Below are 25,567 nucleotides of genomic sequence, written 5' to 3'. Positions count from 1 at the left end.
ACACGATCTGCGTCAGAATTCATACCGCATCGTCACCGCCAGATTGTCGTTCGCGTCCAACTGGCCAAAGAACGTCGTGGGGCGGCGTCCTCCGAAAATATTCCCGGTCGCTGACACCCACAGATTATCGCTGATGCTATACCGGATTTCGGGAATCAAGTAGTAGTCCTGATCCGTAGGGCTGTAGAAGGCGAAGAGGCCCACCCGCAGGGTCTGATGCCAGAAGAGTTGCGTGAGCCGGAGCGTCATGAGCTGCCGGTGCTGGTCCTGAACCGGAAACCCGGATGGCAGCGTGGCCCGGTACGCATCATAGTGGGACATCAGTTCGCCATAGTATTGCAGCCCGACCGTGAAATCCTCCCAGGGTTGCCGTTGATACCCCACGAGATAGCGGAACGAACTGTTTGGAATGGACGGATTGTGGCCGGATTGATCATTGAGCGAGTCGTAGTAGCCGATCTCTGCGCTCACGACACCTCCCAACGCGTTCCCTCTGGCGCTCGCCCCATAGACGGCCAACCGGGGGAATATCTCGTTCACGAGAGTCGGGGTCGTCATGCTGTTTGGCTGGAGCGCCGGCATGCGAAAAAAGCCGTGATAGAGATACAGTGCCGTATCAAATCCCCCCGCGCTCCCATAAATCCTGGCGGCCCACTCCGTATTCCCGTACCTCATCCCAGGCTCTTGCGTGGTCCTCGCCGCACCCGGAAATGGATCAAACTGATAAAACCGGTCGCGTGAGGGGAGCTGGTCGGCTTGAAAGAACGGCATCGCGACGATTTCGGCGGATATCCCTCCCGCACTCAGATCCAGCTTCGCCGCGTCCTGTGGCACGCGGAGATACTCGACGGGTCTTCCGGAAAAGAACGCGCCCCAGTTCTTGGCAAAGACATCATTGATGAACAGGTAGTCGCCGGTGCCCCAGATCAGGAGCTGGCGTCCGATCCGCAGATCAGATCCCCCCACGCTGGTATCCACGTACGCTTCCCGCACTTCGAGATCAGGTCGATTGGCGACGGCATCGTGGAAGAAATCGGTTCGAATAAACAGCCGCCCTTTCTCGCCGGATTTATCCAGCCGCAGTTGGAGCCGTTCCTCCCCAAACAGGAAGTCGCCGCCTTCAGAGGTTGGAGGTTGCAGCCCTGTGAGGCGCGCCGAGTAGTTGGCCTGGAGAAATCCCTGGATGAGGAGTTCCTCGGCCTGCACACGGAGCGGGAGGATACCAACGCCCATACTGAGCAGCGCCACACCCAGGAACACACCACGCATCGCCATGCCTCACTCCCTCTCACCGGAGCCATTTCTCGGGAGGCCGTCGCAGCGTTCGCTCGGTAAAGATGTCGTCACCCAGGCCGACGTTGTAGGCCACGCTCTCAAACACCACCTCGGTCTTATGCCCTGTCTTCACGTTGGTCATCGTGCGCTTCATGATCGTGGGCACTCCCTGCACGTCCCGGATCTCATCGGCCGTGAAAACCTTATACAGAGCGCCTTGCACGTCGTAGTACTCTTCCTTCAGCGGTAGATGGGAGGGCTGGTCAATCCAGGTGAGTTTCCGGGCATAGTCGGCCTCCCGCGCCGGCACGCTCTCAATCACTACGGTCTGCTGGCTTCCAAGGGCCTCAACTCGAAGCACCTTGTGGGTATCGGCTTCTACATCACGCCCCGAAATATCCTCATAGGAGAAGTCGGAGCCCACGAAGCTGGATCGGCTGTCACGTGCGGCGACGCGCTGGACCAGGTTGAGCGCTGGAATGAACAGCCAGCGGTCATCCTCCCGGTCGGGGTACTTATAGACCATAAATACGGTGCCTCGCACATCCGCCGGACCGTGAAAGTACAGAAAGTACCGCTGGTTGCCCCCTGCCTCGTTCTTCCGGAGCATCATCAGGTCCCGGAGACGCTGCTGGCCCTCTTTTGTGAGCAATGTCATCTTCACGCGGGCCTTGAGGTCTATGCCGGCATAGTGGAAGGCTGCTTGGGATTGCCGAACAAGCGAGGCCGGATCCTCGGCCAACGCGGCGCCCGGGATGAGACTCAGGAACAGCGCCATTGCCCATCTCGCCATCAGAAGCTTCCCATTCACGTCACACCTCCTTCTTCAGAATCACTCGTTGGAGCAGCACGATCAGGGCCGGCAGCAGCAGCAATGTGGCAAGAGCGCCCACCAACATGTCAATGGCGGCGAAGGCGCCCACCGTCACGTAGGGACCCAGCGGTGCTGCGAGCATCACGGCAAACCCCAGGAAAAGAAGGAGCGCGTTCCGGAGAATCCCCACCGCCGGTTCGCCGAAGGTCCACTGCAAGCTTTTCTGGAGATCCCGTTCCTGGCGGTAGCGTTCCCGGAATCGGAAGATAAAGTGGATGGCAAAGTCCACACCGATCCCGAGGGCCAGCGAGGAGCACACCGCGATGGGCATATCGATCTCTTTGCCGATGAAAAACAGCAGACCGTATGAGACGAAGATGGTGATCAACAGCGGGACCACTCCGATCAGCGCCCAGAGCAGCGAGCGGAACTCGATCGCCATGATCAGCAGGACCGTCACGACTGAGCCCGCAAAGGAGCCCAGCATGCCGGTGACCATCACCTGCTGCCACACCACGTTGACGTACGTCGGGCCGGTCATCTCGACACGGACCCCCGGGAGCGGGTGCGCCGTCACATAGCGCGTGACTCGCTCCATGACTTCGATCATGTCCTGGTTGTCCCCGGTCTTCAGTTGCAGCCAGATATTGAGCCGCTGGTATCCGTAGTCCACGAAATTGTCCAAGGTGTCCGGCGAGCCGCCGGAGGAGAGATAGAGAAAGAGATACTGCGCGGCCAGCTCCTGGCTACGCGGAAGCTCATCATTGCCGGTCAGGACTCGGTTGATCCACCGGAGGATGTCGGCGAGTGAGGTGGTTTTGCCGACCCTGGGGTCCTGGCCGATCTCCCGTTGAAGCTCGTCGAGATAACGGAGTACCTCCGGTCTCGTCGCGGCGTCTGGCGCATCCGCCTCCGCCACGAGGTAGGCCATGTAGGTGCCGCCGAATTGCTGGTTCATGAGCCGGCTGGCTTGCCGGATCGGACTTGAGGCTTTGAACCACTTCACCGGATCGTCATTCACCCGGTTTTGCTCCATTCCGTAGCCTGCCAGCGCCAGCACCGCGATGCCGGCGAGAAGCACCCCCCAACTCCTGGCCATCCCCAGGCGCCCCAGCCAATTAGCCACTCTGACAAGCAGGCCGCCAGTGGCCACCTCACCCTTCCAATGCCGCTTGAGTGTCTCCTCATTGAGCAGCATCATGAACGCCGGCAGGAACGTCACGGTCAGGATCCAGGCGGCAAAGACCCCGATGGCCACAAACAGGCCGAAAATCCGGACCGGCGGAATGTTGACGAGCATCAGCGACCCAAACCCGGCCATCACGGTATAGGAGGTGTACAGCACCGGCGAATATAGTTCTTTCATCGTTTCGAGGATGGCCGTGCGTTTGTCTCCATAGCGGGGATAGACGTCGTAGAACTGGCTGAGAATGTGAATCCCGTCGGCTAGGCCGGTGACCATCAGAAAGATCGGGATCATGGAGCTCATGATGTGGACCGGATAGCCGAGGCCGATCAACAGCCCCATGGTCCAGAGCACGCTCAGCATCGAGACGAGTAACGGGGCCACGATGAGCCGCCAGTCCTTGAAGAATATCCACAGACCGACGGTGATGACCAGCATCACCAGTGGAGACAGCACGCCCATCAGCAGAAACATCTGCTCCCCGAACACCATCTCTGCCATGGGAAGGCCGGCGATCTTGGCCGTGATTCCAGGCTCTGTATCGACCAGCGCCTGAATCTCCCTGGTGACCCGCGCCGCGATCTCTTTCCGCTCAATCGGGATGTAGAAGGCCACCCGCTGCCCATCCTGGGAGATGAGTTTTTCCCGGAACAGTGGATTGCCAAGCAGGGTGTCCTTGAGCTGCCGAGCGTCCTCTTGCGTCTGCGGTGGGCGTTCCAAGAGTTTTCTGATCTCCAGGGTGTCCCCGCTCTTCCGCATCGTGTCGGTGGTCACGAGGCTTAAGACGTCGGGGATGATGACTCCTGGAATATTCAGGATCTCGCGGTTGATCCGGAAGAGCTTGGTGAGATCGTCGACGTTGAAAAGATCCCGCTCGCTCTCGAAACCCACGACGATGAGCTCATGAATCCCGAAGGTTCGCTTCGTGGCTTCGTGGGACACCCGCACGGGCGAGTCCGGCTCCAGCATGTTTTCAGGGTCCGTGTCGGTGGTGATCTTGGGCAGTTGGAGGATGGCCCAGACGGTGAGAAGCAGGATTACGCTGATCGTCAGCCGCGGGAAGTCCACGCACAGCCGGAGGGTCGCGTCCACCACGCGCGCCGACCACGTGGGAGCCGGCGTTTCAGACCTGTTCATCGATGGCCCTCCCTCATCATGTCCGGCTAGTCAACTGGACGCGCAATCTTGCAACTATGAGTCAAAAAAAGTCACCGCCTTTTCAGGCGCTTCGCGAGCCGTTCCCCTTCTTCAAGTTGTTCGACGAGCACCTGCCGCATCAGGTCGCAGGCCTGGATAATCTTGGGATTAGCGATTCGGTAAAAAATGCTCAATCCTTCCCGGCGAGTCAGGACAACCTTTTTCTGGCGCAGGACCGCTAAGTGCTGAGAGACATTGGCTTTGGGAAGGCTGAGATGATCAACGACCTCGCCGACAGTCAATTCTTTATGCCGGAGGGCCTCGATGATTTGAAGGCGCTTGGGATGCGAAAAAATCTTGCACACTTCGGCGTGGTGCTCGAACAGTGTCGTGTCCGATCTGAAGTGAGACATACAAGACCACTTGGTGCAAAGTTGCAAAGAATGGAATCTTTATAGACTGAGCCTCATCCTGTGTCAATTGACGTTTTGCTGCATCGCATTCATCGATTGCTTGCCGGTGTGACTTCTTAGAGCGCTCAAAAGGTGTCTTAACAACCTACTGGTGTGCCTGTGTCGCTGGTATAATGCCGGCATGGAACTTGGGGTGACCGACGAGTGCTACTGGTTGTCATGACCTCCGTGGTGTCTAGGAAATATTGGCATCAACTGAAGGATGGGCGCATCCAGTGCGACCTCTGTCCGCGCTATTGCACCCTTCAAGAAGGACAACAAGGGCTTTGTTTTGTCCGGGCGCGGCAGCAGGATCAGATCGTCCTCACGACCTATGGGCGATCCAGCGGGTTTTGCGTCGATCCGATTGAAAAGAAACCGCTGCATCATTTTCTTCCCGGCACCTCGGTGCTTTCGTTTGGAACCGCCGGGTGCAATCTCTCGTGCAAGTTCTGTCAGAACTGGGACATGAGCAAATCCCGCGAGATGGATACTTTGGCGGATGAGGCTTCGCCGGAAACGATCGCGCGCGCCGCAGCGAAACTCGGGTGCCGGTCCGTGGCCTATACCTACAATGATCCGATCATCTTCCACGAATATGCGATTGACGTGGCGCAGGCCTGTCGCGAGCATGGCATCAAGTCGGTGGCCGTGACGGCCGGGTACGTCTGCGATGAGCCGCGGGAAGAATTCTACCGCTACATGGATGCGGCGAATGTCGACCTGAAGGGATTTACCGAGCGCTTCTACCAGCAGGTCTGTGGCGGGAGCCTGCAACCGGTCCTGGACACGCTGATCTACATCAAACATCACACGAAGGTGTGGCTGGAAATCACCACCCTGGTCATCCCGGGTGAAAACGACTCCGAGGCCGAGATCGAACGGCTGACCCAGTGGGTGGTGGAGCATCTTGGCCCAGACGTGCCGATCCATTTCAGCGGCTTTCATCCGGACTATAAGATGCTCAACATTCCAGCCACGCCGGCGAGCACGCTGACCATGGCCCGCAGGATTGCCATGAAGAACGGCATCCGGTACGCCTATACAGGCAATGTGCGGGACGGAGAGGGCGGCAGCACCTATTGCCACCATTGTTACGAGCAGCTCATTGTCCGGGATTGGTATGAGCTGAGTGCGTGGAATGTGACGGAAGATGGGGCATGTCGTTTCTGTCAGACGCCTTGCGCCGGTGTGTTCGAAGCACAGCCGGGGCACTGGGGATCCAGACGGGTGCCCATCCTCTTGAACCGTTTCTGATAAGAGCACACTCATCGCTTTGATCCGCTGCCGCCGCGTTCCCGATCCGGCGATAGGCCTATCCTCACCGTCGCATTCTGCGGCATGGAAACGCTGTCACTGGGGAGTTAGTCCACAGGGCGCGTGAGCTCTCAGCGTGAGTGATACAGCCACGCTCGCAGCATCACCTGAATCATCAACGGTTTCGCGAGAAGCTTAGGTATGGCACTCCCGTTGCTTTACGGAGGAGTGACCAGTGCGTGACGTCCATGAAAGGAATCGTTGATGTCGGAGCGGGAGAGAGTCCTCAAAGAGGTTCGTGCGGCCTTGGAGCGTGAGCCGCGCATCAATTTGCACAAGTATTCCGTGACAATGGAATTTGCCGACGGCGTGCTCACCCTGGAAGGCGAGGCGGAGCATATCGCCGCCAAGAAACTGGCGATGGAACTGGCGATCGCCGTATCGGGAGTGACCGGAATCGTGGATCGTCTCCACGTGACGCCCGCCACTCGCATGGGGGACGGGGCTATTCTGGATGCGGTGCGTGATGCATTGCTCCAGGAATCCTCCCTCCTGAATTGTTCGATCCAGGTGATTCGCAAAGAGCAGCTTGAAACCGTTCGGGAGGTCACCCGCGAACCTCGCGGGGCTATTCGCCTGTCCGTGAACGAGGGCGTGGTGTTGCTCGACGATCATGTGACCGGGCTCACGCAGAAACGCCTGGCCGGGGTGCTGGCCTGGTGGGTGCCCGGCAGCCGCGATGTCATCAACGGAATGGAAGTGATCCCGGATCAACCGGACTCGGATGAGGAGATGGCGAAAGCCGTGCGAATCGTCTTAAAAAAAGACCCATTCGTAAACGGTGAACGTATCCGCGTGGCCGCCCGGCAATCGGTGGTGACCCTCGAAGGCGATGCGCCGTCCGCACCGCAGAAGGAGATGGCGGAATTCGACGCCTGGTGCGTGTTCGGCGTCGATAAAGTCATCAATCGTTTGGAAGTCCGTCCATAAACGGGAACCAAGCCGTGTGATCGTTGTTCGTCGGCGGTCGCGCGCAAAGTGTTCCATCACACCAACAAGGAGGAGTGATCATGTCCAAAGCAGCTACCGAGGAAAAAGAAGAAAAGGCCGTCGCCACGAAGAAGTCCGGTGAGGTCGTGTCGCGCGGAGAAGAATTCGAACATTGGCTGGAGCGCGTGATGGATGATATGTGGCGTCGTCCGTTTCCCAGTCTGTTCGGGCGAGATCGCTGGTTGCCCATTCGTCCGCTGGGCATCCGGATGCCGTCGCTCGATGTCTATGAGGAGAAGGACAGCGTGGTGGTCAAGGCCGAACTGCCCGGCATGAACAAAGAAGACATTGAGGTAAATCTCACAGGGGAGAATCTGACGATCAAGGGCGAGAAGAAAGAGGACAAGGAAGTCAAAGAAGACGACTATTATCGCCGGGAGCGATCTTACGGGTCGTTCTTACGGACGGTCGCTCTGCCGTGCGAAGTGAAGAGCGGTGACATCAAAGCCTCGTTCAAAGACGGCGTGCTGGAAGTCCGGATGCCGAAGACGGAAGAAGCCAAGAAGCAAGCCGTGTCGGTCAAGATCGAGTAGCGGGGCTGAGCGAAACCGGCCGATGGGCTGCATTGGGTGAGGCGCGGGGCATGCTGCGCCTCATCTCGCGCCGGCGTGGTTCGGATGACTCACCATGGTTCCGATCTTTTTGTTTGACGCTATGTCTGCTGAAGTCTTTGAAATGATCCTCGCGGTCGTCGTGGTGACGGTGCTCGTGTGGATTTTCTGGAAGAAAGGAAATTCAGACTAGCAGGTTATTGAGAAGGTCCGCCAGCGGCGTTCTCGCGCCGCTGTACGGGCCGCTCATTCACCGTGATCCTCCTGCCACGTCCTCAATTACCCGAAGCAGACCGGAGACAACGCGGGCCATGCGGGCATAGTCAATCTTGTCCGGCGTGTCGGTGGCCGTATGATAGTGCGGATAGCGATTCGGTGCGGTGTCCGTCACCATCACCGCGGGATAGCCTTCCTTCCAGAACGACCAGTGGTCTGACCAGGCCACGCCGGGAATCCATTCCCACAGGGCTCCTCCTTCGGCGGGAAATTGCGCGTGGCGGCGAAAGGCCGTCAACAATTGCCGGACCCATGACGCGTTGTCCATATTGCTCACGAAGGCAATGAAGTTCGCCGTGGGGGGATAGAACAGGCTGAAGGGAAAAGGGTATCCCTGGCTAGCCGGCTCTTCGGAGTAATAGCCGATCGTCTCCAAACTCAGCATCAGCAGGATCTTCTCACCCCGTGCACGGCTCTGTTGCGCATAGACGCGGCTTCCCATGTGGCGACTCTGAAAGAACGGCGGCTCTTCATTGGTGAAGGCGACGAATCGCAGGGTGTGCGATGGTTTCGTCCTGGCGAAGGCGCGTGCCAAAGCGAGGAGGGCGGCCACGCCGGTGGCGTTGTCGTTGGCCCCCGGACTGCCTTGGGCGGAGTCGTAGTGGGCGCCGATCAAGAGAATGTCTTCTGGTTTGTCCGTCCCTCGCACCTCCGCTGCCAGATTGACACAGGTCTGGCCGGACACGAGGTAGTTCTGTCGACGGACTTCATAGCCGAAACCAGCGAGCGTCGCGTGGATATATTCTGCCGCCGCAACAAGTTGCTTATAGTGGAACAGATTGCGCTCTCCGATCGTGCCCGCGAGCTGTTGCACGGAGGCGCGCAGGTCATCCTCCAGCCTGCGTTGTTCGTCTGTTAGTGGAGGGAGAGATCCTCGAAAGCTGTCGCCCGGCATACGGATCATACGTGTCATTATCGCACAGTCTGGCAGCCGGCGCCTGCGGGATTGCCCCTCCGTGCCGCAGTATTCCGGGGACGCTGTGGCAATCTCCCCCAGTATCTTCTACCGGCAGGTTGCAGCCCCGGTCTTATCTCCAACTTCTTCTGAAGGCACAGCAGGTTCTGTGTACACAGTTGATCGTGTGCCGGGCACTCGTTTTGCTCATCGTTCTTTGGGTGGCTTTCTAAGGCGGACCCGTGGCCGTTCCCCGGTGCCGGAGGACGTTCCCCCTTGTTCCGCAACACGTTCTCGATGCGGTGACGATTTTAATCACCTGGCCAGTGGAGATCACATAATGCCGGATCAAGAGTTTGGCCTCTTCAAGGATCGGCATGATGCCGGTCAACGGCTCGTTCAGAAGCTGCTCCGTTATAAGGGTGCGAAGGATGCGATCGTCATCGCTTTGCCGCGTGGCGGGGTGGCAGTGGGTTATGACATCAGCCTGGCATTGCGACTCCCGTTGGACGTGTTCATCACACGCAAGCTGGGAGCGCCTTCGAATCCCGAACTTGCGATGGGGGCGCTGGCTGAAACCGGCTATCGGCATATGAATGAAGATGTCATCCGCGAATACCACGTGAGCAGCGCTCAGTTGGAGGAGGAGACGCAACGTCAGAAGAGTGAAATCAGCAGGAGACTCAATCGATATCGTGGCGGACGCACCCTTCCTTCCTTGAAAGGCCGGACGGTTATCCTGGTGGACGATGGCATTGCGACAGGGGCGACGTTCTTTGCGTCCCTCGGCGCATTGCTCAAGGCGGAGGCGGCGAAGATCGTCGCGGCGGTGCCGGTGGCGCCACCCCGGATCGTGGCGGAGTTGAAGACGCTCGTCGATGAGGTGGTCGTGTTGCATACGTCCGACTGGTTCTTCGGTATCGGCCAGTTCTATGAAGAGTTTCCCCAGGTGGAGGATGACGAAGTGATGGCCTGCCTGGAAGAAGTGCGTAGGGCACTCTTGCCGAATGGGAGAAGTGCGGGATGAGGAGTCTCTTCGTCATCGAGAACTTCCGTAGCGGCGCAGCGTTCACGAAGACTGTATGGGAAGTGTGGCCGGCACGGTCGTGAAGCCTGCGCCTGGTTCTGTCTCGGTCTATAGGAGGTAGAAGTCATGGCGTTTGAACTCACGAGCTCGGCATTCAAGGAGGGTGAGCGGATTCCGGACCGGTATACTTGCGAAGGAGACGATCTGTCGCCGCCGTTCCATTGGAGTGTGCCACCAGCCGAGACGAAAAGTTTTGCTCTGATTGCAGACGATCCCGATGCGCCGGGCGGCATGTGGGTCCATTGGGTGATCTATAACCTGTCGCTCGATTTGCGCGGGCTTCCCGAAGGCATTCCTGCCAAAGACCATTGGCTCGACGGCGCGCTGCAAGGCCTGACCGACTTCAATCGGGTCGGCTACGGAGGTCCCTGCCCTCCGCCGGGGAAGCCTCATCGGTACTACTTCAAGCTCTATGCGCTGGATGCCGTCCTGAATCTGAAGCCGCGCGCAACCAAGAGTCAGGTGCTGGAGGCCTGCAAGGGGCATGTCCTCGCAGAGGCGCAACTTATGGGCCGGTTTGGCCGGTAGAGGCCGGATGTTGAAAAAGTCCGCCAGCAGCGTTCTCGCATCGTTCAGACCCTCAACGTACCCCAGAGGGTACGATTCGGCCCTTCACTCGCTGCGGCCTTGCTGGACGAACTTTTTGAGTATCCGGCAAGATCGTGATCCGCTGGTCCGTTTATTCGGATCATCTGCATTCCGTTTTTCTAGCAGCGTCTTTATGCAGCTTGCCAGGCGTGAGAGAGACGTTGGAGAGTGCTAGATTTCCCGGCTTACCGCAGAATCCCGCTCACAATCATTTCGACCGCTTGCTCGGGACTCAGCCCCCGGGCCATCAGCGTTTCGAGTTCTTTCTTGTCCACGCTGCCGATGGCGGCTTCGTGGGTGACCTTTGCTTCCGGGTGGAAGACCCGCACGATCGGGATGGCGCTGGCATGGGCCCGGCCCTGCACGATCTCCATGCAATCGACGTGGCCGCGCGCGCCTTTGGCATAGGCTTCAGTAATGCCGACGATGTCGGCCTGCGCCTGATCTTCCAGCACCACGCGGGTCTTGATGAGACTGCGTGAGCGCTCCCCGCGGAGCATCACCGCTTCTTTGAGCGTGATGTGATCGGTCTTATGCGCGAAGATCTTCGCGCTGAGTTCGGCCAGGCCGTCGGCTTCCACTTCCACGAGATAGTCGATGTCGAGCGTGCCTACTGAGCCGGAGAGCAGCGAGAAGTCCGAAAAATACCGCGCGCCTTTGCCGATCTTGATTGTCGCATGGGGCAAGACCCGCATGCCTCCATGGGGGCCGTGGTAGTGGCCTTCGGTATAGGTCAGCGATGCACCCGGTCCGATCTCCATCATGGCTTGCATGCGATGTTCCGCCGCTTGCGCAAGAGGAAAGAGGCAATGGGACAGCACGCGCGCCTGCGCCCCTTCGCAGATCTGGACGTCGATTGTGATCTGTTGGATTCCGGTCGGATGCGCGAGTCCGAAACACATGTGGATGGGCTGAGCGATCTGCGCACCCGCTTCGACGATCAGTTTCCCGATAATGGCATCCGGCGTTTCTTCCAGCTCCACGCGGACTCCGGGCACCGTCCGCCGACTCAGGATGTGATGCCCATGCGCCACGACATGCGCAATGCTCGTATCATCGAGAATCGAGGGTTCAGCTCCGACCATCGGCAGGGTGCGTCTGAGGTCGTCAAGGTCGGACATCGGTACACACCTCCCCGTCGCAACGGACGCAGGCCCGCCCGCGGAAATGATCGACGGCTTCTCGGGGACTGCCGGAGAAGATGATGCGTCCGGCGCAAAGTTGTGACGCGCGATCGGCGATGAGGGCGACCTCCTCTTGATGGGTGATCAAGATGACGGATCCGCCGCCGGCTTTCACGGCGCGAATGATGCCGATAATGTGTGTAATCGAGAGCATATCGATCCCGGCCGACGGCTCATCGAGGATTGCCAGCTTCGGGTTCATGGATAACACCGAGGCGAGTTCGATCCGGTGGCGTTCCCCTCCGCTGAGGGATTTATCTACCCGGCGATGCAGGTAGCGGTCCGGGTCAAGACCGACTTGCCTGAGGGCCGAGGCCGGATCGAAGTCCGGCTTTCCCAGGCTGAGATATTCGCGCACCGTGACCCCTTCGAATCGCGCCGGCTCCTGCCAGGCGAGCGTGAGTCCTAATCTGGCCCGTTCATACATCTTGAGCGGTAACAGGTCTATCCCGTTGAATACGATATGGCCTCCGCTCGGCCCATAGCCTTCGCATCCCATCAACACATAGGCCAGCGTGGTTTTCCCCGATCCGTTGGCGCCGAGCAGGGCATGAATCTCTCCCGGCTGGATCGACAAGTCGAGCCGATCCAGGATGGGATGATGATCCGCCTCGAAGGTGAGCGCAGCAATATCGAGCAGGGGAACCGGCATCGGCGCAAATCTCCTTGTTGAGAGGAAATGCATCCGGTATGCCCGGCCCGGTCTCTTGGATACGTGGCAGTTGCCGGTTGTCCGGCTCTTTTATTGGTGCATTGTGCAGCAGAGCAAAAGTGGAGGCTGGGGAGTTAGGCCCCAACTCGCGGAGTCGGCGCCCCGGCAATCACATCAGAACCGTCTTTTCTGGCGAGAGAAGTTCCTACGCGCGGACGTCGAGCGCCTGGCATCATCATTGCTTTTTCAATCGATATGGAACGGAACAGTTTTATCCTGAGTGTTGTGCTGCTGGGGGGCGTTCTTGCCCTCATGTCTCTTTATTTTCCGGCGCCGGTTGCTGCCGATGTCGAGGTCGTGCCGGGGGTGGTGGGGGAGCGTGACCAAGCGCTGATGCGGGATGTCGTGGCGGCGTTCGATCAAGCCGATGCGGCGGTGCGGCAGGCCGACATTGAGGCCCTCATGCCGTTTTATGCAAAAGGTTATAACTACTATGGTCTGAAGCCGGCCGATGTCCGTCGCATCTGGGCCGAAGTCTTTGTGCATTATCGCGATCTCTCCTCCCGTCATGTGTTCACCGACGTGAAGCTGATGCAGACCGTAAAAGTGAAAAAGGCCTCGGTCACCTGTACCGGCGGGCTCTATGGCATCGATAAGGAGTCAGGAAAGACCATCACGATCGATAGCTGGGCCAACGAGGTTCACTATCTGATTTACGAAGACGGGGCCTGGCGGTTCCTCGGCAACAAGGGCGGGATTACGGAGTCCGTATCGCCCAGCAGTGCGCCGCATCATCCACTCTTCTAGATAGCCACAGCGAGTAAGGCTCCCATGGCACAGCATATCGCCATCATTCAGGGTCATCCCGACTCGACGGTTCGACATTTCTGCCATGCGCTGGCCGACGAATATGCCAAGGGGGCAGAGGATGGCGGACATGATGTGATGCGTATCGACGTGGCGGCGCTCGACTTTCCTCTCTTGCGGACAAAACAGGATTTCGAGAAGGGCCAACCTCCGGAAGCGATCAAGCAGGCGCAGGATGTCGTGACCTGGGCCGATCACCTGGTGATCATCTATCCGCTCTGGCTGGGATCGATGCCGGCATTACTGAAAGGGTTCTTGGAACAGCTTCTGCGTCCGGGCTTTGCCTTCGAGTATCAGAAGTCCGGCGGGATGGCGAAAAAGCTGCTCACGGGAAAGTCGGCCCGCATCGTCGTGACCATGGGGATGCCGGCGTTTGTGTACCGCTGGATCTTCTTCGCCCACAGTCTCAAATCTCTCAAGCGCAACACCCTCTGGTTCTGTGGCATCGGCCCGGTGAAATCCACTATCATCGGATCTATCGACGGGCTGACGGACCGTCAGAGGGCCGACTGGTTGGATGAGATGCGGGGATTGGGGGATGTGGGGAAGTGAGGGCGGTCCGGTCGGTCTCCTGTGCTCGCCCAACGCGCACGCAAATGTGATCGAATCTTCGCGTTGCGGGCGGTGCTCGTTGGATGCGCGCAGTGGGAGACCGACCAGACCGCCCTCCGAAGAGAAAGTTTCAGCAAGCTTTGTAGGAGCATTGGAAATGGCGCGATGTCGCAGTCGAAGCAGTCCGTCCGATCATCCGCCTTGTGGTGGTGGGGGTGAGGAAGGAAAGGACTCGGAGGCTCCACTATGAAATCACGAAGGCTTGATCGAGATGGCGGGGAAGGGTCGCTTAATCGTCGGCAGCTGTTGAAGGCGCTCGGTGCGCTCGGATCGATGGTTGCGCTGGGCGGCACTCGCGGACTGGCGGATGCGCTGGAGCCGGTGCGCTCGTCTACGACCGGGGACATCCCGAAGCGCCTGTTGGGGAAAACCGGCGTGCAGGTTTCCGCGCTCTGTTTCGGCGGCGCCCATTGGGGCCGAATCGAAGACGATGTCGAGGCGATTCGCATCCTTCAGGAAGCGATCGACGCAGGCGTGACCTTTCTGGACAATGCCTGGGAGTACAACGGCGGACGCTCTGAAGAGCTCATGGGGAAGGCCCTGCAAGGCCGGCGGCAGCAGGTCTTTCTCATGACGAAGGTCTGTTCGCACGGACGCGATAAGCGGGTGGCATTGCAGCAGCTCGACGAATCGCTCCGCCGCCTGAAGACGGATTATCTCGATCTCTGGCAGATTCACGAAGTGGTCTATCTCGACGACCCGGATCGGCACTTTGCGCCGGGCGGGGCGGCCGAGGCCTTGCTCGAAGTGAAGCGGCAGGGTAAGGTGCGGTTCATCGGTTTCACCGGACACAAAGATCCGAAGATTCATCTGAAAATGCTCGCCCATGATTTTCCTTTCGACACCTGCCAGATGCCGCTCAATGTCTTTGACGGAACCTATCGGAGTTTCGAGCAGGAGGTGCTGCCGGTCCTCACGCAGCGGGGCATCGCTCCGATTGGAATGAAGAGCCTGAGCGGCAATGCCGAGCCGATCAAGCAGGGTCTCGTCACACCGGAGGAAGCGTTGCGGTATGTGTTGAGTCTGCCGATCGCCGCTCTGGTCAGCGGCATCGATTCACGGGAAGTCTTACAGCAGAATCTCGATATCATGCGGCGTTACGTCCCGATGACGGTCGCCGAGATGCAGGGGCTGCGGACTCGCGTGGCCCGCTACGCCATGGACGGGCGATTCGAGTTGTTCAAGTCCACAAACCGCTACGACGGCCGCATCGGGCGGGAGCAGCATGGTTTATCCTAGCGCTGGGTGGCGGGACGCCGGGACCGCAGTCGATATGATCGGGAATGGAAGGAACGGATCGCATGCCGCCACAGCAGGTTGAGCCGCACGTCTTTGTCATCATTGGAGCCACCGGCGATCTCACCCGCCGCAAACTGCTGCCCGCGCTCTATCATTTGCGGGATCAGGGGATCCTGGAAACCCGCAACACACTGATTGTGGGTGCGGCCTTGCCTGAAGTCGGTGAGGACGGGTTTCGGCTCTGGGCGCATGAAGGGTTGCACAAGGCCGGCTGGCACAACGACCACGAATTGCGCGAGTGGTGCGACGCCTGTCTCTACTACCACACGATCGGTCGCGGGACGGATGATGATTATGCCGCGTTAGCTTCCTACATCCGGCGCATTGAACTGGAACACGTCATGCCGGGAAATCGCGTATTCTACCTGGCTGTGCCGCCGGACATCGCGCCCAATGCCATCGAAGGACTGGATCGGGCGGGGTTGCTCAAGGGGCGCGGGTGGGTGCGCGTCGTCTTCGAAAAGCCCTTCGGGCACGATTTCCAATCGGCTCGCCAGCTGAATACCACGCTGCACCGGTATGTGGACGAATCGCAGATTTACCGGATCGATCACTATCTGGGAAAGGAAACCGTCCAGAATCTGCTGGCCTTCCGGTTCGCCAATCCGATTTTCGAATCGCTCTGGAAGCGCGACGCCATCGAGAACGTGCAGATTACCGTGGCTGAAGATCTCGGCGTCGAACATCGGGGGGCCTACTACCAACAGGCCGGCGCGCTGCGCGACATGCTGCAGAATCATTTGACCCAGCTCCTGACTGTCGTGGCGATGGAGGTCCCGGTCTCATTCGATGCGGCGGCCATTCAGAGCGAGAAGATGAAAGTGCTCCATTCCATTGCGCCGATTGCGGAGCGAGACGTCGTGTTCGGCCAGTACACCTCCTGGCAGATCGGCGACCAGACGATCCCCGGGTATCGCGAGGAACCGGGCGTGCCGAGGGATTCCAACACGGAAACCTATGTCGCGTTGAAAGCGGAGATTCACAACTGGCGCTGGAAGGGCGTCCCGTTCTATCTGCGGACCGGGAAGCGTTTTCCCAGGAAGCTCACCCAGATCGCCGTCATTTTCCGCGAGGCGCCGGCTCACGTCTTTCCGTCCATCGATCCGGGCAGCATCGCGTCCAACAAGCTGTTGATCACTCTGCAGCCCAGCGAAGGATTCTCCCTCTGCTTTTCCGTGAAGAGTCCTGGACGGCCGTTCATGCTGAGCGACCATGCGCTGCAATTCGATTATCAGAAAGCATTCGGCCAGCTGCCTGAGGCGTACGAGACGCTCTTGCGCGATGTGATGATCGGGGACCAGACCCTGTTTGTCAGCGCAGAGTTCACGGAAAAGGCCTGGCGGCTCTACGATCCGCTCCTGACCGGCACGCAAGTCGTCCATCCGTATTCGGCCGGCTCCTGGGGACCGCGCGAGGCGGATGCGTTGGTAGAGCGACAGGGCCATCAATGGCAACTCGGCTGGTGAGCCAGTTCCATGGCATTCTGCTTCAAGTCGGTCATTCAACCCGCTCGTCATCCTCCCATTCTTGACGCTGGGGACTCAGCTAGCCGATAATGCGCCGGTCTCTGGCAGGATGCTGGAACAGTCGGCCGGCAGCGTCCTCGCATCACTTACAGGCTCAATGTACCGACGCGTACTCGGCCACCGGCGCACCAACTACGACACCGGTTTGACAGACGTTGGAGCTGGTTCACGGTGAGTATCCACACAGTGACGGCACAGATTGAGTCGATCAAAGATCTGACGCACGATGTGCGGCAGCTCGATTTGCGGCTCGTCGAGCCGGCGACGATCGAGTTCAAACCGGGCCAGTTCATTTCATTCGAACTCCCGCATCCCGAGACCGGCCGTCTCGTCACGCGGGCCTATTCCATCGCCTCATCACCCAGCCGTCCCGGCGTTGTCACGCTCTTGTTCAATCGCGTGTCGGGCGGGCCTGGCTCCACGTTGCTCTATGGATTCAAAGAAGGCGATACGACGCGATTCAAAGGACCGGCCGGCCATTTCACGCTGCGCGAGGATCCTGGGCGTGACCTGCTCTTTGTCGCCACCGGCACCGGCATCACGCCCATCTGGTCGATGCTCCTGGCGAACGCGGAGCGGCCCGATCCCCGACCAGCCACTCTGTTCTGGGGACTGCGGAGCCAGCGCGATCTGTACTATCAGGAAGACTTGATCGCACTTGCGCGTCACATGCCGAACCTGACGACGGTCCTCACGCTCTCTCGTCCCGAGCCGGGCTGGTCCGGAGCGACCGGGCGTGTGCAGCAACTGGTGGAAGAGCGCGTCACATCGGTGGCGCATCTCGCCGTCTATCTCTGCGGAAGCGGCGGCATGATTGCCGACGTGACGAAGGCTCTGCAGCAGAAGGGCCTGTGCCCCATCTATCGCGAAAAGTATTACGATGCAGCCGCCGCCGCGAAAGACTAAACGGACGCGCAACGATCGGCATAACTCCCTGACGAAAGGATCGCACCGTGGCAAAGAAGCCTCTGACACCGGCGAAGGTCATGGAGTTGGGCTCCGGATTTTTCGGGTCGAAGACCCTGCTGAGTGCGATCGAGCTTGGGCTCTTCACCGAGTTGGCGAAAGGGGCGCGCACGCTGGACGAGTTGACCGCGCGGCTGAGTCTGCATCCGCGCAGCGCGCGGGACTTTTGCGATGCGCTGGTCGCCTTGGGGATGCTGAAGCGTACCGGCACACGCTACGCGAATACGCCGGAAACCGCGCTGTTTCTCGATCGGGCCAAGCCGTCCTATATCGGCGGCATCTTCGAAATGTGCAATGCGCGGCTGTATCACTTTTGGGGCTCGCTGACCGACGGGCTTCGCACCGGCCAGCCGCAGAATGAAGTGAAGACCGGCGGCGATTTCTTCGGCACGCTCTATAGCGATCCGCAGCGGCTGGAAGGATTTTTAAAGGCCATGACGGGCCTCAGCATCGGGTCCGGCCGCGGAATTGCCAAGAAATTTGCCTGGAAGAAATACAAGACCTTTGCCGATGTCGGCTGCGCGCAGGGCGGTGTCGCCGTCGAAATCGCGCTCGCGCACAAGCACCTCACCGGGCTCGGCATGGATCTGCCGGTCGTGCACCCGGTGTTCGAGGCCTATGCCCGGAGTAAGGGCCTGGCAAAGCGGCTGCAGTTCCGTCCCGGCAATTTCTTCAACGAGCCGCTGCCGCAGGTCGACGTCATCATCATGGGCCACATCCTCCACGACTGGAACCTCGACGAAAAACTGATGCTCCTGCGCAAGGCCTACGAGGCGCTTCCGCCGAACGGCGCGGTGATCGTCCATGAAGCCCTCATCGATGATGCGCGCAAGGAGAACGCGTTCGGCCTGCTGATGAGCCTCAACATGCTGATCGAAACCCCCGGAGGCTTCGACTTCACCGGCGCCGACTGCCGCAAGTGGATGAAAGAAGCCGGCTTCAAGAAGACCAAGGTGGAGCGGCTGGCCGGACCGGACGGCATGGTGATCGGCTATAAGTAGGCGGTCGTCGGGGACCTGCGCTGGTCTCGCCGCTAGGGGCGTTTCGTCTGGTGGAAGAGCCTTCATACGTACGAGTGCTTGAAGCGTTGATCGCCTGGCACCCCGTGCAGTGAGCCAGTTGCTTGACACTCATATACTGAAACTTGCATATTTATGGCCGTGGTCGAAAAAAAACGATCAAGTGGATCGGGCCCTCGCGGCGGGATCTTCAGGCCTTTCCGTCAGACGCTCGGCGTCTAGCGGGCTTTCAGCTTCGTCAGGTTCAGAAGGGCCTGGACCCGATGGATTGGAAATCGATGCCGACGATCGGAATTGGCGTCTGTGAGCTGAGAATCCATACGGCCGTCGAACATCGTGTCTGCTATGTCGCCAAGTTTGCGGAAGCGACTTATGTGTTTCATGCCTTTGAGAAGCGGACGAGGAAAACAGCGCAACGCGACATCGAGCTCGTCAGGCAACGCTATCAGGCGCTCATAACACAACGCTGAATACAACAGGGCCGAGAGGGAGCTGCACATGAAAGCTAAAATCACACCGTCCAGCGGAAATGTCTTTCGTGATCTTGGGTTTGGGCGCGAGGAGGCCGAGCATTTGCTGGTCCGGTCGGATCTGATGATTCAGGTGCAGAAGATCATCGCGGCACGCGGCCTCAAACAGAAATCCGCAGCCAAGATACTTGGCGTGACACAGCCCCGCGTCAGCGATCTCCTTCGTGGGCGCATCGACTTATTCAGTACGGACGCCTTAATCGATATACTGGCGAGGCTTGGCGCGCAGGTGCGTCTGACGGTGAAAGTTCGTCCTGCGGCTTAGACCGGAACGATCCCCCAGATCTGTTGACCGGATGACTCTTCGATTCACGAGCCCCGCGCGCTACCGTACGCCCGTCTTCGCCTGGAGGCTCTGCAGGTAATTCGCGATGGAATGGTCCGGGACCTCTTGCCTGCCGAGCGAGTTCCAGAACGAGATCACAGAGAAGCGCTCCGCCTGGGCGTCGCTGAAATAGGCGTAGTTGGCCCCGTCCTTCAGCACGACTTCGGGGCCGATATGCTTGTACGGGCCTTCGTCGAGGATCGTGGAGATATCCAGCGGCGGGAGGAGCGGCACCGGATCCTTGTCGTTCACGAAACGCAGCAGCGGCAGCCCCCGATACCTCTCGACGCCCGCGCGGTTCGTCACCTTCGGCTGGCCGAACGTCATCGCCTGACCGAGCTTCACCCCGTCTTCCTTAAAGAGCATCAAGACGATCGACGCCGCCGCGCCGCCTAGGCTGTGCCCCGTCACGCGCACTTCATAGCCCGGCCGCAACAGCGGCTTCGCAAAGGCATAGACCTGCAGCGCCGTGTCGGCGAAACCCTTGTGCAGCGGGATCTGTAACCGTCCGTCCACCACCTTGTTGTAGTCCACATCAAGTTTCACGTTCTCCAGGGTCGCGGTTCCCCGCACGGCCACCCACTGAATCTTTTTCGCATCGTCCGTTTCGATGTAGGCCTTCACCCCTCTGGGCGTTTCCACCATGAAGGAGACCATTGTGCCGGCCGGCGCCTTCTGCTTGATCGACGCATCGCTCTCATAGACCAGGGCCGCCCGTTGCGCATACTGTACCGCGAGCGCGAAATCGATGGGCGCAGGCGGTTGTGAAGGCGTTGGTTTCGGCAGGGCGCTCTTGGAACAGCCTGCGGAAGCAGCGACGAGACCGGCGAGCGTCACGATGAAGGCGAACGTGCGGAACGGTGTAGTATTTGGCGATGCGATCATGGGCAGAACGTCCTGGTGAAGGTGAAATCCTGAGAGGCTTGTATCTGGCTCGTCGGAGCAAGTCAAGGAGGGGCCTTGCAGATATGCCACTTGTGGCATATGATGCAGTAGGGCACAGTAAGGCAGGAGCGAGATGAAGCCGGTTCATTTTGTGGGATCGTCGCGGGAACGCCTGCGGGATTTGCCCGATGATGTCAGGGAGACGGTAGGGCATCAACTCTTCAAGGTGCAGCAGGGGAAAGAGCCGGACGATTGGACGCCGATGCCGGCGGTAGGCCTCGGCGTCAATGAAATCCGGGTGCGGGATGAGAGCGGAGGCTATCGAGTGCTCTACTTGGCGAAGTTCGAGGAGGCCGTGTATGTGCTCCACGTCTTTGAGAAACGGTCCCAGAAGACGCTGAATAGTGATATCCGGCTTGCTAAAGGTCGATATGCCGATTTGCTGAGATGGCGAAAGGGGGAAGATTTATGACGCGTGCCACAGTGACAAAAGGTAGCGGGAATGTGTTTCTGGATTTGGGGTTTTCCCAAGAGAAGTCCGCCGAGCTGATTCTGAAAAGTGGTCTGCTGCAAGCATTGCAGGAGACAATCAAGGGACAGGGGTGGAAGCAGATCGAAGCGGCGGCGCAGTTGGGCATCGACCAGGCCAAGATATCAAAACTCTTAGCTGGTCAGATGGCGGGATTTTCTATTGAGCGCCTCGTTCACTTTCTCTCACTTCTGGGCCAGGACGTAGAAGTAACGGTTCAGAAGGCGGCGCGTGGACGGCGACGGGGAACTGTTCGGGCAAGAGTAGCCAGGGTCGGAAAGATTACAGCGTAGGGTCTAGCCCAGTAGCGCGGCGGCAAGCGCCGGGAGCCAGGGAAGCAGGGCCACGCCGAGACAGATCGAGAGCGCCACGATCGAGGCGACGAGATCTTCGTCCAATCCGGTTTCCGTCGCGAAGATCACGGCCGTCACCGCCGAGGGCATCGCGGCAATCAGAATCACCACCGCCCGTTCCATTCCCGTCAGATTCAGCAGCCAGGCAGCGAACCATCCCAGCAACAATCCACCGAGCATCCGCATTGCCACACCCAGGCAAGTGAGCCGCCAGGTCCGTCGCAGCGCCGCGAACCTGATCGAGAGGCCGAGGACGAGACTCGCGAGCGGCGTGGTCATGAGATGCGCCGGCGTCAAAATGGTATGGAGCCAGGAAGGCAGATGAAGCCCGGCCGCTTTCATCGCCAGCATGATCGTTACGGCCCAGAAGGGAGGCGACGTGAGCAGGCGCGTGAGCGCCGAGCGCGCCGCGGTGCCATGCCACACGGCCAGGGCATAGAGCGCGGTGAGAGTGAGTGCGGTTTGGCCGAGGTCGAAGAGGATTGCCTGGGCGAGGCCCTCGTCGCCGAACGTCGCCAGGGCGACGGGATAGGCGAAGTACACGGAGTTGATGCAGCCGATGGCGAGGAGGAATCCGCCCTGTGTCGGGCGGGCGAGATGCAGCCATCGTGCAATCGTCCAGGAGGCCAACACCAATGGCAGCGAGACCAGACAGGCAGCCAGCGGCAGCTTCCAGGCCGTCGGGGCAAAGGCCACGCGATCGAGCGAGACGAGAATCGTCGCCGGCAGCGTAACAGAAAAGACGAACAGCCCCAGTCGTTCCGCGTGCGGTTTTCCGAGCAGGCCCGACAGACGCAGCGTAGCGCCGACAACGAAGAGGATCAGAAAGGCTTGCAGGGCTGGAGGCATGGGGGAGGAGAGTAGCAGAAAAGTTTGAGGAGGTGTTGCGCTGTAGAGCGTGCGGGCGCTCACGAGAGTCTCGTGGGCGCCCGTCTCGATGGCATGAGGCTAGAAACGAACGCCGAAAGTGAGGCCCGGCATCACGGATGCGTCTGACCCACGTCCTGTATTCACGTCCGTAAAGTTGAGCAGGAATGTGGCGGTCAGTGCGAGGTTATTATTGAGGGCATAGTCCAAGCCGACGCCGATGGGGATGAGCCAGGAGGTGTCTGATTTAAAGCGGTCGGCATAGAGCAGCCCGACACCGCCTTGGATGTTCAGTTTTAAGCGATTGTCGACGCCCGGAAGGTGGAACCAGTACTTGACCTGGCCGGAGGCGCCCATTTGAAACAAGTCGCCGGTAAAGGCGAATTGCACCAGTGGACCGATCGAGAGTTGCGGCATGAGGAAGTAGTCCGCGTTGAAATTCAAGGCCAAGGCTATGCTATCCGGGGTATTACCCAGAAAGCCGATGCCCGCGCCACCGGTCCATGTGCCTTGGCGCAATTCCGACGCAAGTGATGCGGTCGGCGTCACAGTGAGCAAGGCGCCGCTCAGGCAGGCGAGTGCGAGGACCCTTCGAAGACCGTGAACGATGCGCATCAGGGAGACTCCTTTCGTGCCGATACGCCGGCTACGGGCCGGCGGTGAGAAGAATTGAAAGATAAGGATAGCAAGAATCGCCTGGTTGTCAAAAACCAGTGAGAGCGAAGGTGTGTGGAATGGCCTCACGCTTCTGCGAAGGGGCGATTTGCTTGAGCGTGAACGAGAGTTCTGTATCGTAAGACATCTTCCGGAGGAGAGGTGCCCGTGACGGCTCAATATGCGGCAATGGCAGTGGCGGCGATTGAAGACTGCATCGACCGGGATATTGGCGAGTGTCATGCCCGGGTCGACGGGTTTGTCGAGCGGCATTTTTCACTGCAAGAAACCATCACGCTGCAGAAGCAGTCGTTTGTCAGCGATCTGCTCTGCCATCCCGTCAATACCCTCTGGGCGATTCCCTATCTGTTGCTGAAGAAAGTCGTCGAGGTGCCGGAGAAATTAGGCTGGCATGCCGGGGCCGATCTGGTCGGGCTGCTCCCCTCTGGCATCAAGACGCGGTATCAGAAAGAAGTCGAACGCATGATCGCCACCGAGTTGCCGGCGTGGCCATGCGAGGGCGGCACCGGTGTGACGGTCCCCCATGGACTGGGGGAGATGCTGAAGCGGGATCAATCCGTCGTCCCGCTGTTAGCGTCGCAGGCGAGTATCGAGGCGGCACTGGAGGACCTGCCCGACATCACGAAAGTGCTCGAATCCCATTCATCCAGCCGCGGGCTGGTGTGCGATATGGCGGCGACGGTTTTGACGCTGATGATGGGATGGATGTTGTTCGGCGATCACTCCCTCGGCATTGCCGGAATCGGCGATCAGATCGCCAGAAAGGCGGCTCGCGATCGGGCGGCCTCGCACTTCGTGCTGGGCGCGGGCCTCGGGTCCGCGTTTTACTCCGTGTTCCCGCCCAAGCCGTCGGTGTGGCAGGTGGTGTGGGCCACGCTGTGTGTAGGCCTCTTTGTCACCTGCATGAGCCTGTTGGCGGGGATGTTCAGTGATCCCTGGCTGAAGCGGACCGGGTTACAGCAGGCGCAGCTGCACCGACTGATCGATGCGATGGAAGATCGGCTCCATCTGCATGTGCGCAAGCGAATCAAGCCTGCCGTGAAGCAGATGGCCGCTTGATTCGGGCGCATCTCCTCTCTCCTTGATCCAACGAGTTCTTAGGGGCAGGCCAGCCACTGTTCGACGTCGGGACTGACGGATCGTTCGATGGCGACGCCGTTTGGAAAGGTTCCGAGCGCGCCCTGGCGGGCGACGAGACCGAAATAGTCTTTGCTGCGATCCCAGAACGGATAGGCTCCGTAGGCGCCGGGGCTGGAGACTCTGGTGCCGGCCGTGCAATTGAACGTAGGGCTCTGGCATTCATGCCAGAGCCCGAATCCGTAGTGCCAGTCTTCGCCTGCGCCGACCAGGGCCGGTGAATAGGCGATCACGACGGAGGCGGTGTGATCTGCCAACAGCTGACCCATGGAGGTGCTGTTCAACAGCGAGCCATTCTTCAGCGCCTTGAGAAAGGCCATGTATTCCTCGCCGGTCCAGTGCATGCCGCCGGCCAGACGGGGATTCGTGGCTGAGGGGAGATCATAAGTCGAAGTGGGGAAGAGGCCGGTTTGGGTTTTGAATTCCGTGAAGACATCCTGCCAGGTGGCCACGCCCCGCGCCTTGATCGCCATGAGCCCCGCCACTTGCAGGTGGGGGCTGGCGTAGAAAAATTCCTGTCCGGGGATGTGACCATTGTTGGCGTTGAAGGTCGCGAGACTGATGACACAGGTTTCAAAGTCGTCGTTGGGGCGATTGAGACACGACGCAAGAAACGGCGGCTCATCGGTCAGGCCCGAGGTGAAACTGAGCAAGTGTTCCAAGGTCATGTTGTAGAGTGAATTGCTGTTACTGGTAATGGGCCATCCTGGAATGCGTTCCTGAGGCTTGTCAGTCAGTCGCAAAGATCCCCGCTCCACCTGCCGCAGAATGATGACTGCTGAGACCAGTTTCGAGGTCGAGGCGGATTCATAGGAGATCTGTAGCGTGGAGACGCCCCGGTTGTAGGTGTAGCGGCGGCCATCCTGCCGTTCGACCGAGAACGAAAAGTTCGGCGTATCCCCTGGGGCCAGCGGAACAGCGGCCAAGGTCGAGTCCATGTCGCTCTCAAGCTGTGCCACCGAACAGGACGGGCCGGTTGCCGGGGGCGTAGCAAGAGGAGTATCCGATCCGCCGCTACTGCAGCCGGCAAGGAGACTGAGGGCAAACGAAAGGCCAATGGTCGGGAAGAAGGTGTGTCGCATGTGAGTGTGTAACGCGGAACCCGAAGATCCGTTGACCTGCTGTGAATCTAAGCCTGGCGCCACTTTGTCGGGAGTAAGGGGGCCGACGAGAGCGGAATTGTAGCAGGCAGGACGATGGAAATGACACTGGTTTCTTCCCCATCTTGTCTGGGGCAGCGGACTGAATTAAGCTGCCTCTATGGAAGAGTCAGGTTGGGCGCTGGTAGCCGCTGCAGTAGGCATGGTTGTGATCGGACTGGTACGCCGGTGGTACCGTCGGCGGATTGCCGCCAAGCTGGCGGACCAGATGCTCTCGGAAGTGATTAAGGGGAAGGACGCATTCCGCCGATAACCCGCCAGCGAAGACACCCGCCCCAGCACTCAGAACCCAGGACTCAGCACTAATCGGCCGGCGTCACGGCGCGATTCAGTGTGATCGGCGACAGACAGCCCGACAGCGTCAGGCTACAGATCTGTAGCCTGACGCTGTCGGGCTGTCTGTCGCCGATCAC

At 59.5% G+C, this 25,567-nt stretch carries 28 protein-coding genes; 17 read left to right on the top strand and 11 right to left on the bottom strand.

Annotation, left to right across the window (positions count from 1 at the left end; translation table 11 throughout):
• Positions 1 to 12 precede the first annotated feature (12 nt).
• The 4 genes from Q8N04_02955 to Q8N04_02940 all read right to left on the bottom strand — a co-directional run bounded on the left by Q8N04_02955 (position 13) and on the right by Q8N04_02940 (position 4,825).
• A complete protein-coding gene (locus Q8N04_02955; protein MDP3089609.1) occupies positions 13 to 1,275 on the bottom strand; it encodes a hypothetical protein in 1,263 nt (420 codons plus the stop codon).
• Between the two features lie 13 nt (positions 1,276 to 1,288).
• On the bottom strand, positions 1,289 to 2,086 hold the full coding sequence (locus tag Q8N04_02950; GenBank protein ID MDP3089608.1) for an outer membrane lipoprotein-sorting protein: 798 nt from the start codon (positions 2,084 to 2,086) through the stop codon (positions 1,289 to 1,291).
• 1 nt (position 2,087) lies between these two features.
• Positions 2,088 to 4,412 carry an MMPL family transporter gene (locus tag Q8N04_02945; protein ID MDP3089607.1) on the bottom strand — a complete coding sequence of 775 codons (2,325 nt, stop codon included), beginning with the start codon at positions 4,410 to 4,412 and terminating at the stop codon, positions 2,088 to 2,090.
• A gap of 71 nt (positions 4,413 to 4,483) precedes the next feature.
• Positions 4,484 to 4,825 (bottom strand): metalloregulator ArsR/SmtB family transcription factor, encoded by a 342-nt coding sequence (locus tag Q8N04_02940; protein MDP3089606.1) that lies wholly within the window; start codon positions 4,823 to 4,825, stop codon positions 4,484 to 4,486.
• Between the two features lie 231 nt (positions 4,826 to 5,056).
• On the opposite strand from Q8N04_02940, the gene amrS reads away from it, so the two are divergent.
• The 3 genes from amrS (at position 5,057) to Q8N04_02925 (ending at position 7,704) form a co-directional block, all read left to right on the top strand.
• Positions 5,057 to 6,121 (top strand): AmmeMemoRadiSam system radical SAM enzyme, encoded by a 1,065-nt coding sequence (gene amrS / locus Q8N04_02935; protein MDP3089605.1) that lies wholly within the window; start codon positions 5,057 to 5,059, stop codon positions 6,119 to 6,121.
• Positions 6,122 to 6,385: 264 nt separating this feature from the next.
• Positions 6,386 to 7,111, top strand: coding sequence for a BON domain-containing protein (locus Q8N04_02930; GenBank protein MDP3089604.1), 726 nt, complete (start codon positions 6,386 to 6,388; stop codon positions 7,109 to 7,111).
• Positions 7,112 to 7,191: 80 nt separating this feature from the next.
• Positions 7,192 to 7,704 carry an Hsp20/alpha crystallin family protein gene (locus Q8N04_02925; protein MDP3089603.1) on the top strand — a complete coding sequence of 171 codons (513 nt, stop codon included), beginning with the start codon at positions 7,192 to 7,194 and terminating at the stop codon, positions 7,702 to 7,704.
• Positions 7,705 to 7,972: 268 nt separating this feature from the next.
• Here the strand turns inward: Q8N04_02925 and Q8N04_02920 are convergent, their stop codons facing one another.
• Positions 7,973 to 8,911 (bottom strand): M20/M25/M40 family metallo-hydrolase, encoded by a 939-nt coding sequence (locus Q8N04_02920; protein ID MDP3089602.1) that lies wholly within the window; start codon positions 8,909 to 8,911, stop codon positions 7,973 to 7,975.
• Positions 8,912 to 9,233: 322 nt separating this feature from the next.
• Between Q8N04_02920 and Q8N04_02915 the strand changes: the two genes are divergently transcribed.
• Both Q8N04_02915 and Q8N04_02910 read left to right on the top strand, forming a co-directional pair.
• A complete protein-coding gene (locus Q8N04_02915; GenBank protein MDP3089601.1) occupies positions 9,234 to 9,920 on the top strand; it encodes a phosphoribosyltransferase in 687 nt (228 codons plus the stop codon).
• Between the two features lie 126 nt (positions 9,921 to 10,046).
• Complete coding sequence (locus tag Q8N04_02910; protein ID MDP3089600.1) at positions 10,047 to 10,508, top strand: YbhB/YbcL family Raf kinase inhibitor-like protein; 462 nt, start codon at positions 10,047 to 10,049, stop codon at positions 10,506 to 10,508.
• 245 nt (positions 10,509 to 10,753) lie between these two features.
• On the opposite strand, the gene Q8N04_02905 is transcribed toward Q8N04_02910, so the two are convergent.
• Together Q8N04_02905 and Q8N04_02900 are read right to left on the bottom strand one after the other, a co-directional pair.
• Positions 10,754 to 11,689: a SufD family Fe-S cluster assembly protein gene (locus Q8N04_02905; GenBank protein MDP3089599.1), complete on the bottom strand. Its 936-nt coding sequence runs from the start codon at positions 11,687 to 11,689 to the stop codon at positions 10,754 to 10,756.
• Positions 11,676 to 12,404, bottom strand: a complete 729-nt coding sequence (locus tag Q8N04_02900) for an ATP-binding cassette domain-containing protein (protein MDP3089598.1) — start codon at positions 12,402 to 12,404, stop codon at positions 11,676 to 11,678. Before Q8N04_02900 ends, Q8N04_02905 begins: the two co-directional genes overlap by 14 nt.
• A gap of 312 nt (positions 12,405 to 12,716) precedes the next feature.
• Between Q8N04_02900 and Q8N04_02895 the strand changes: the two genes are divergently transcribed.
• The 8 genes from Q8N04_02895 (at position 12,717) to Q8N04_02860 (ending at position 19,488) form a co-directional block, all read left to right on the top strand.
• A complete protein-coding gene (locus Q8N04_02895; protein ID MDP3089597.1) occupies positions 12,717 to 13,211 on the top strand; it encodes a hypothetical protein in 495 nt (164 codons plus the stop codon).
• Between the two features lie 24 nt (positions 13,212 to 13,235).
• Positions 13,236 to 13,823: an NAD(P)H-dependent oxidoreductase gene (locus Q8N04_02890; GenBank protein ID MDP3089596.1), complete on the top strand. Its 588-nt coding sequence runs from the start codon at positions 13,236 to 13,238 to the stop codon at positions 13,821 to 13,823.
• 246 nt (positions 13,824 to 14,069) lie between these two features.
• Entirely contained in the window at positions 14,070 to 15,122 is a 1,053-nt protein-coding gene (locus Q8N04_02885) for an aldo/keto reductase (protein MDP3089595.1), read from the top strand.
• Positions 15,123 to 15,184: 62 nt separating this feature from the next.
• The gene (gene zwf, locus Q8N04_02880) at positions 15,185 to 16,648 is read left to right on the top strand and encodes a glucose-6-phosphate dehydrogenase (protein ID MDP3089594.1); all 1,464 of its coding nucleotides are present in this window, start codon (positions 15,185 to 15,187) and stop codon (positions 16,646 to 16,648) included.
• A 231-nt stretch (positions 16,649 to 16,879) separates the two neighbouring features.
• Positions 16,880 to 17,614 carry an FAD-binding oxidoreductase gene (locus tag Q8N04_02875; protein MDP3089593.1) on the top strand — a complete coding sequence of 245 codons (735 nt, stop codon included), beginning with the start codon at positions 16,880 to 16,882 and terminating at the stop codon, positions 17,612 to 17,614.
• Positions 17,615 to 17,661: 47 nt separating this feature from the next.
• Positions 17,662 to 18,675 carry a methyltransferase gene (locus Q8N04_02870; GenBank protein ID MDP3089592.1) on the top strand — a complete coding sequence of 338 codons (1,014 nt, stop codon included), beginning with the start codon at positions 17,662 to 17,664 and terminating at the stop codon, positions 18,673 to 18,675.
• Between the two features lie 143 nt (positions 18,676 to 18,818).
• Positions 18,819 to 19,163 carry a type II toxin-antitoxin system RelE/ParE family toxin gene (locus Q8N04_02865; protein ID MDP3089591.1) on the top strand — a complete coding sequence of 115 codons (345 nt, stop codon included), beginning with the start codon at positions 18,819 to 18,821 and terminating at the stop codon, positions 19,161 to 19,163.
• A 28-nt stretch (positions 19,164 to 19,191) separates the two neighbouring features.
• The gene (locus Q8N04_02860) at positions 19,192 to 19,488 is read left to right on the top strand and encodes a helix-turn-helix transcriptional regulator (GenBank protein ID MDP3089590.1); all 297 of its coding nucleotides are present in this window, start codon (positions 19,192 to 19,194) and stop codon (positions 19,486 to 19,488) included.
• Between the two features lie 60 nt (positions 19,489 to 19,548).
• Here the strand turns inward: Q8N04_02860 and Q8N04_02855 are convergent, their stop codons facing one another.
• The gene (locus Q8N04_02855; protein MDP3089589.1) at positions 19,549 to 20,433 is read right to left on the bottom strand and encodes a lipase family protein; all 885 of its coding nucleotides are present in this window, start codon (positions 20,431 to 20,433) and stop codon (positions 19,549 to 19,551) included.
• A gap of 133 nt (positions 20,434 to 20,566) precedes the next feature.
• Here Q8N04_02855 and Q8N04_02850 point away from each other — a divergent pair, with 133 nt between their 5' ends.
• Both Q8N04_02850 and Q8N04_02845 read left to right on the top strand, forming a co-directional pair.
• Positions 20,567 to 20,905: a type II toxin-antitoxin system RelE/ParE family toxin gene (locus Q8N04_02850; protein ID MDP3089588.1), complete on the top strand. Its 339-nt coding sequence runs from the start codon at positions 20,567 to 20,569 to the stop codon at positions 20,903 to 20,905.
• A complete protein-coding gene (locus Q8N04_02845) occupies positions 20,902 to 21,255 on the top strand; it encodes a helix-turn-helix transcriptional regulator (GenBank protein ID MDP3089587.1) in 354 nt (117 codons plus the stop codon). Before Q8N04_02850 ends, Q8N04_02845 begins: the two co-directional genes overlap by 4 nt.
• A gap of 3 nt (positions 21,256 to 21,258) precedes the next feature.
• Here Q8N04_02845 and Q8N04_02840 read toward each other — a convergent pair whose 3' ends face one another.
• Both Q8N04_02840 and Q8N04_02835 read right to left on the bottom strand, forming a co-directional pair.
• Positions 21,259 to 22,227 (bottom strand): AEC family transporter, encoded by a 969-nt coding sequence (locus tag Q8N04_02840; protein MDP3089586.1) that lies wholly within the window; start codon positions 22,225 to 22,227, stop codon positions 21,259 to 21,261.
• A 36-nt stretch (positions 22,228 to 22,263) separates the two neighbouring features.
• Positions 22,264 to 22,797: a hypothetical protein gene (locus Q8N04_02835; GenBank protein MDP3089585.1), complete on the bottom strand. Its 534-nt coding sequence runs from the start codon at positions 22,795 to 22,797 to the stop codon at positions 22,264 to 22,266.
• A 207-nt stretch (positions 22,798 to 23,004) separates the two neighbouring features.
• Between Q8N04_02835 and Q8N04_02830 the strand changes: the two genes are divergently transcribed.
• Positions 23,005 to 23,916, top strand: a complete 912-nt coding sequence (locus Q8N04_02830) for a hypothetical protein (protein MDP3089584.1) — start codon at positions 23,005 to 23,007, stop codon at positions 23,914 to 23,916.
• 38 nt (positions 23,917 to 23,954) lie between these two features.
• Here Q8N04_02830 and Q8N04_02825 read toward each other — a convergent pair whose 3' ends face one another.
• The gene (locus Q8N04_02825; protein ID MDP3089583.1) at positions 23,955 to 24,932 is read right to left on the bottom strand and encodes a serine hydrolase domain-containing protein; all 978 of its coding nucleotides are present in this window, start codon (positions 24,930 to 24,932) and stop codon (positions 23,955 to 23,957) included.
• 322 nt (positions 24,933 to 25,254) lie between these two features.
• Between Q8N04_02825 and Q8N04_02820 the strand changes: the two genes are divergently transcribed.
• Entirely contained in the window at positions 25,255 to 25,407 is a 153-nt protein-coding gene (locus Q8N04_02820; protein MDP3089582.1) for a hypothetical protein, read from the top strand.
• Positions 25,408 to 25,567 lie beyond the last annotated feature (160 nt).

This window comes from Nitrospira sp. (genome assembly GCA_030692565.1).
Lineage (GTDB): Bacteria > Nitrospirota > Nitrospiria > Nitrospirales > Nitrospiraceae > Nitrospira_D.
Note: the sequence above shows the minus strand (reverse complement) of the source record. Positions and strands in the feature narration are given on the sequence as shown.

Bases quoted from the DNA above. Each gene is read 5' to 3' on its own strand.
- Q8N04_02955 (MDP3089609.1), bottom strand. From the start codon at position 1,275: ATGGCGATGCGTGGTGTGTTCCTGGGTGTGGCGCTGCTCAGTATGGGC.
- Q8N04_02945 (MDP3089607.1), bottom strand. From the start codon at position 4,412: ATGAACAGGTCTGAAACGCCGGCTCCCACGTGGTCGGCGCGCGTGGTG.
- Q8N04_02940 (MDP3089606.1), bottom strand. From the start codon at position 4,825: ATGTCTCACTTCAGATCGGACACGACACTGTTCGAGCACCACGCCGAA.
- Q8N04_02930 (MDP3089604.1), top strand. From the start codon at position 6,386: ATGTCGGAGCGGGAGAGAGTCCTCAAAGAGGTTCGTGCGGCCTTGGAG.
- Q8N04_02925 (MDP3089603.1), top strand. From the start codon at position 7,192: ATGTCCAAAGCAGCTACCGAGGAAAAAGAAGAAAAGGCCGTCGCCACG.
- Q8N04_02920 (MDP3089602.1), bottom strand. From the start codon at position 8,911: ATGACACGTATGATCCGTATGCCGGGCGACAGCTTTCGAGGATCTCTC.
- Q8N04_02915 (MDP3089601.1), top strand. From the start codon at position 9,234: ATGCCGGATCAAGAGTTTGGCCTCTTCAAGGATCGGCATGATGCCGGT.
- Q8N04_02910 (MDP3089600.1), top strand. From the start codon at position 10,047: ATGGCGTTTGAACTCACGAGCTCGGCATTCAAGGAGGGTGAGCGGATT.
- Q8N04_02905 (MDP3089599.1), bottom strand. From the start codon at position 11,689: ATGTCCGACCTTGACGACCTCAGACGCACCCTGCCGATGGTCGGAGCT.
- Q8N04_02900 (MDP3089598.1), bottom strand. From the start codon at position 12,404: ATGCCGGTTCCCCTGCTCGATATTGCTGCGCTCACCTTCGAGGCGGAT.
- Q8N04_02895 (MDP3089597.1), top strand. From the start codon at position 12,717: ATGTCTCTTTATTTTCCGGCGCCGGTTGCTGCCGATGTCGAGGTCGTG.
- Q8N04_02890 (MDP3089596.1), top strand. From the start codon at position 13,236: ATGGCACAGCATATCGCCATCATTCAGGGTCATCCCGACTCGACGGTT.
- Q8N04_02885 (MDP3089595.1), top strand. From the start codon at position 14,070: ATGAAATCACGAAGGCTTGATCGAGATGGCGGGGAAGGGTCGCTTAAT.
- zwf (MDP3089594.1), top strand. From the start codon at position 15,185: ATGCCGCCACAGCAGGTTGAGCCGCACGTCTTTGTCATCATTGGAGCC.
- Q8N04_02860 (MDP3089590.1), top strand. From the start codon at position 19,192: ATGAAAGCTAAAATCACACCGTCCAGCGGAAATGTCTTTCGTGATCTT.
- Q8N04_02855 (MDP3089589.1), bottom strand. From the start codon at position 20,433: ATGATCGCATCGCCAAATACTACACCGTTCCGCACGTTCGCCTTCATC.
- Q8N04_02850 (MDP3089588.1), top strand. From the start codon at position 20,567: ATGAAGCCGGTTCATTTTGTGGGATCGTCGCGGGAACGCCTGCGGGAT.
- Q8N04_02845 (MDP3089587.1), top strand. From the start codon at position 20,902: ATGACGCGTGCCACAGTGACAAAAGGTAGCGGGAATGTGTTTCTGGAT.
- Q8N04_02835 (MDP3089585.1), bottom strand. From the start codon at position 22,797: ATGCGCATCGTTCACGGTCTTCGAAGGGTCCTCGCACTCGCCTGCCTG.
- Q8N04_02825 (MDP3089583.1), bottom strand. From the start codon at position 24,932: ATGGACTCGACCTTGGCCGCTGTTCCGCTGGCCCCAGGGGATACGCCG.
- Q8N04_02820 (MDP3089582.1), top strand. From the start codon at position 25,255: ATGGAAGAGTCAGGTTGGGCGCTGGTAGCCGCTGCAGTAGGCATGGTT.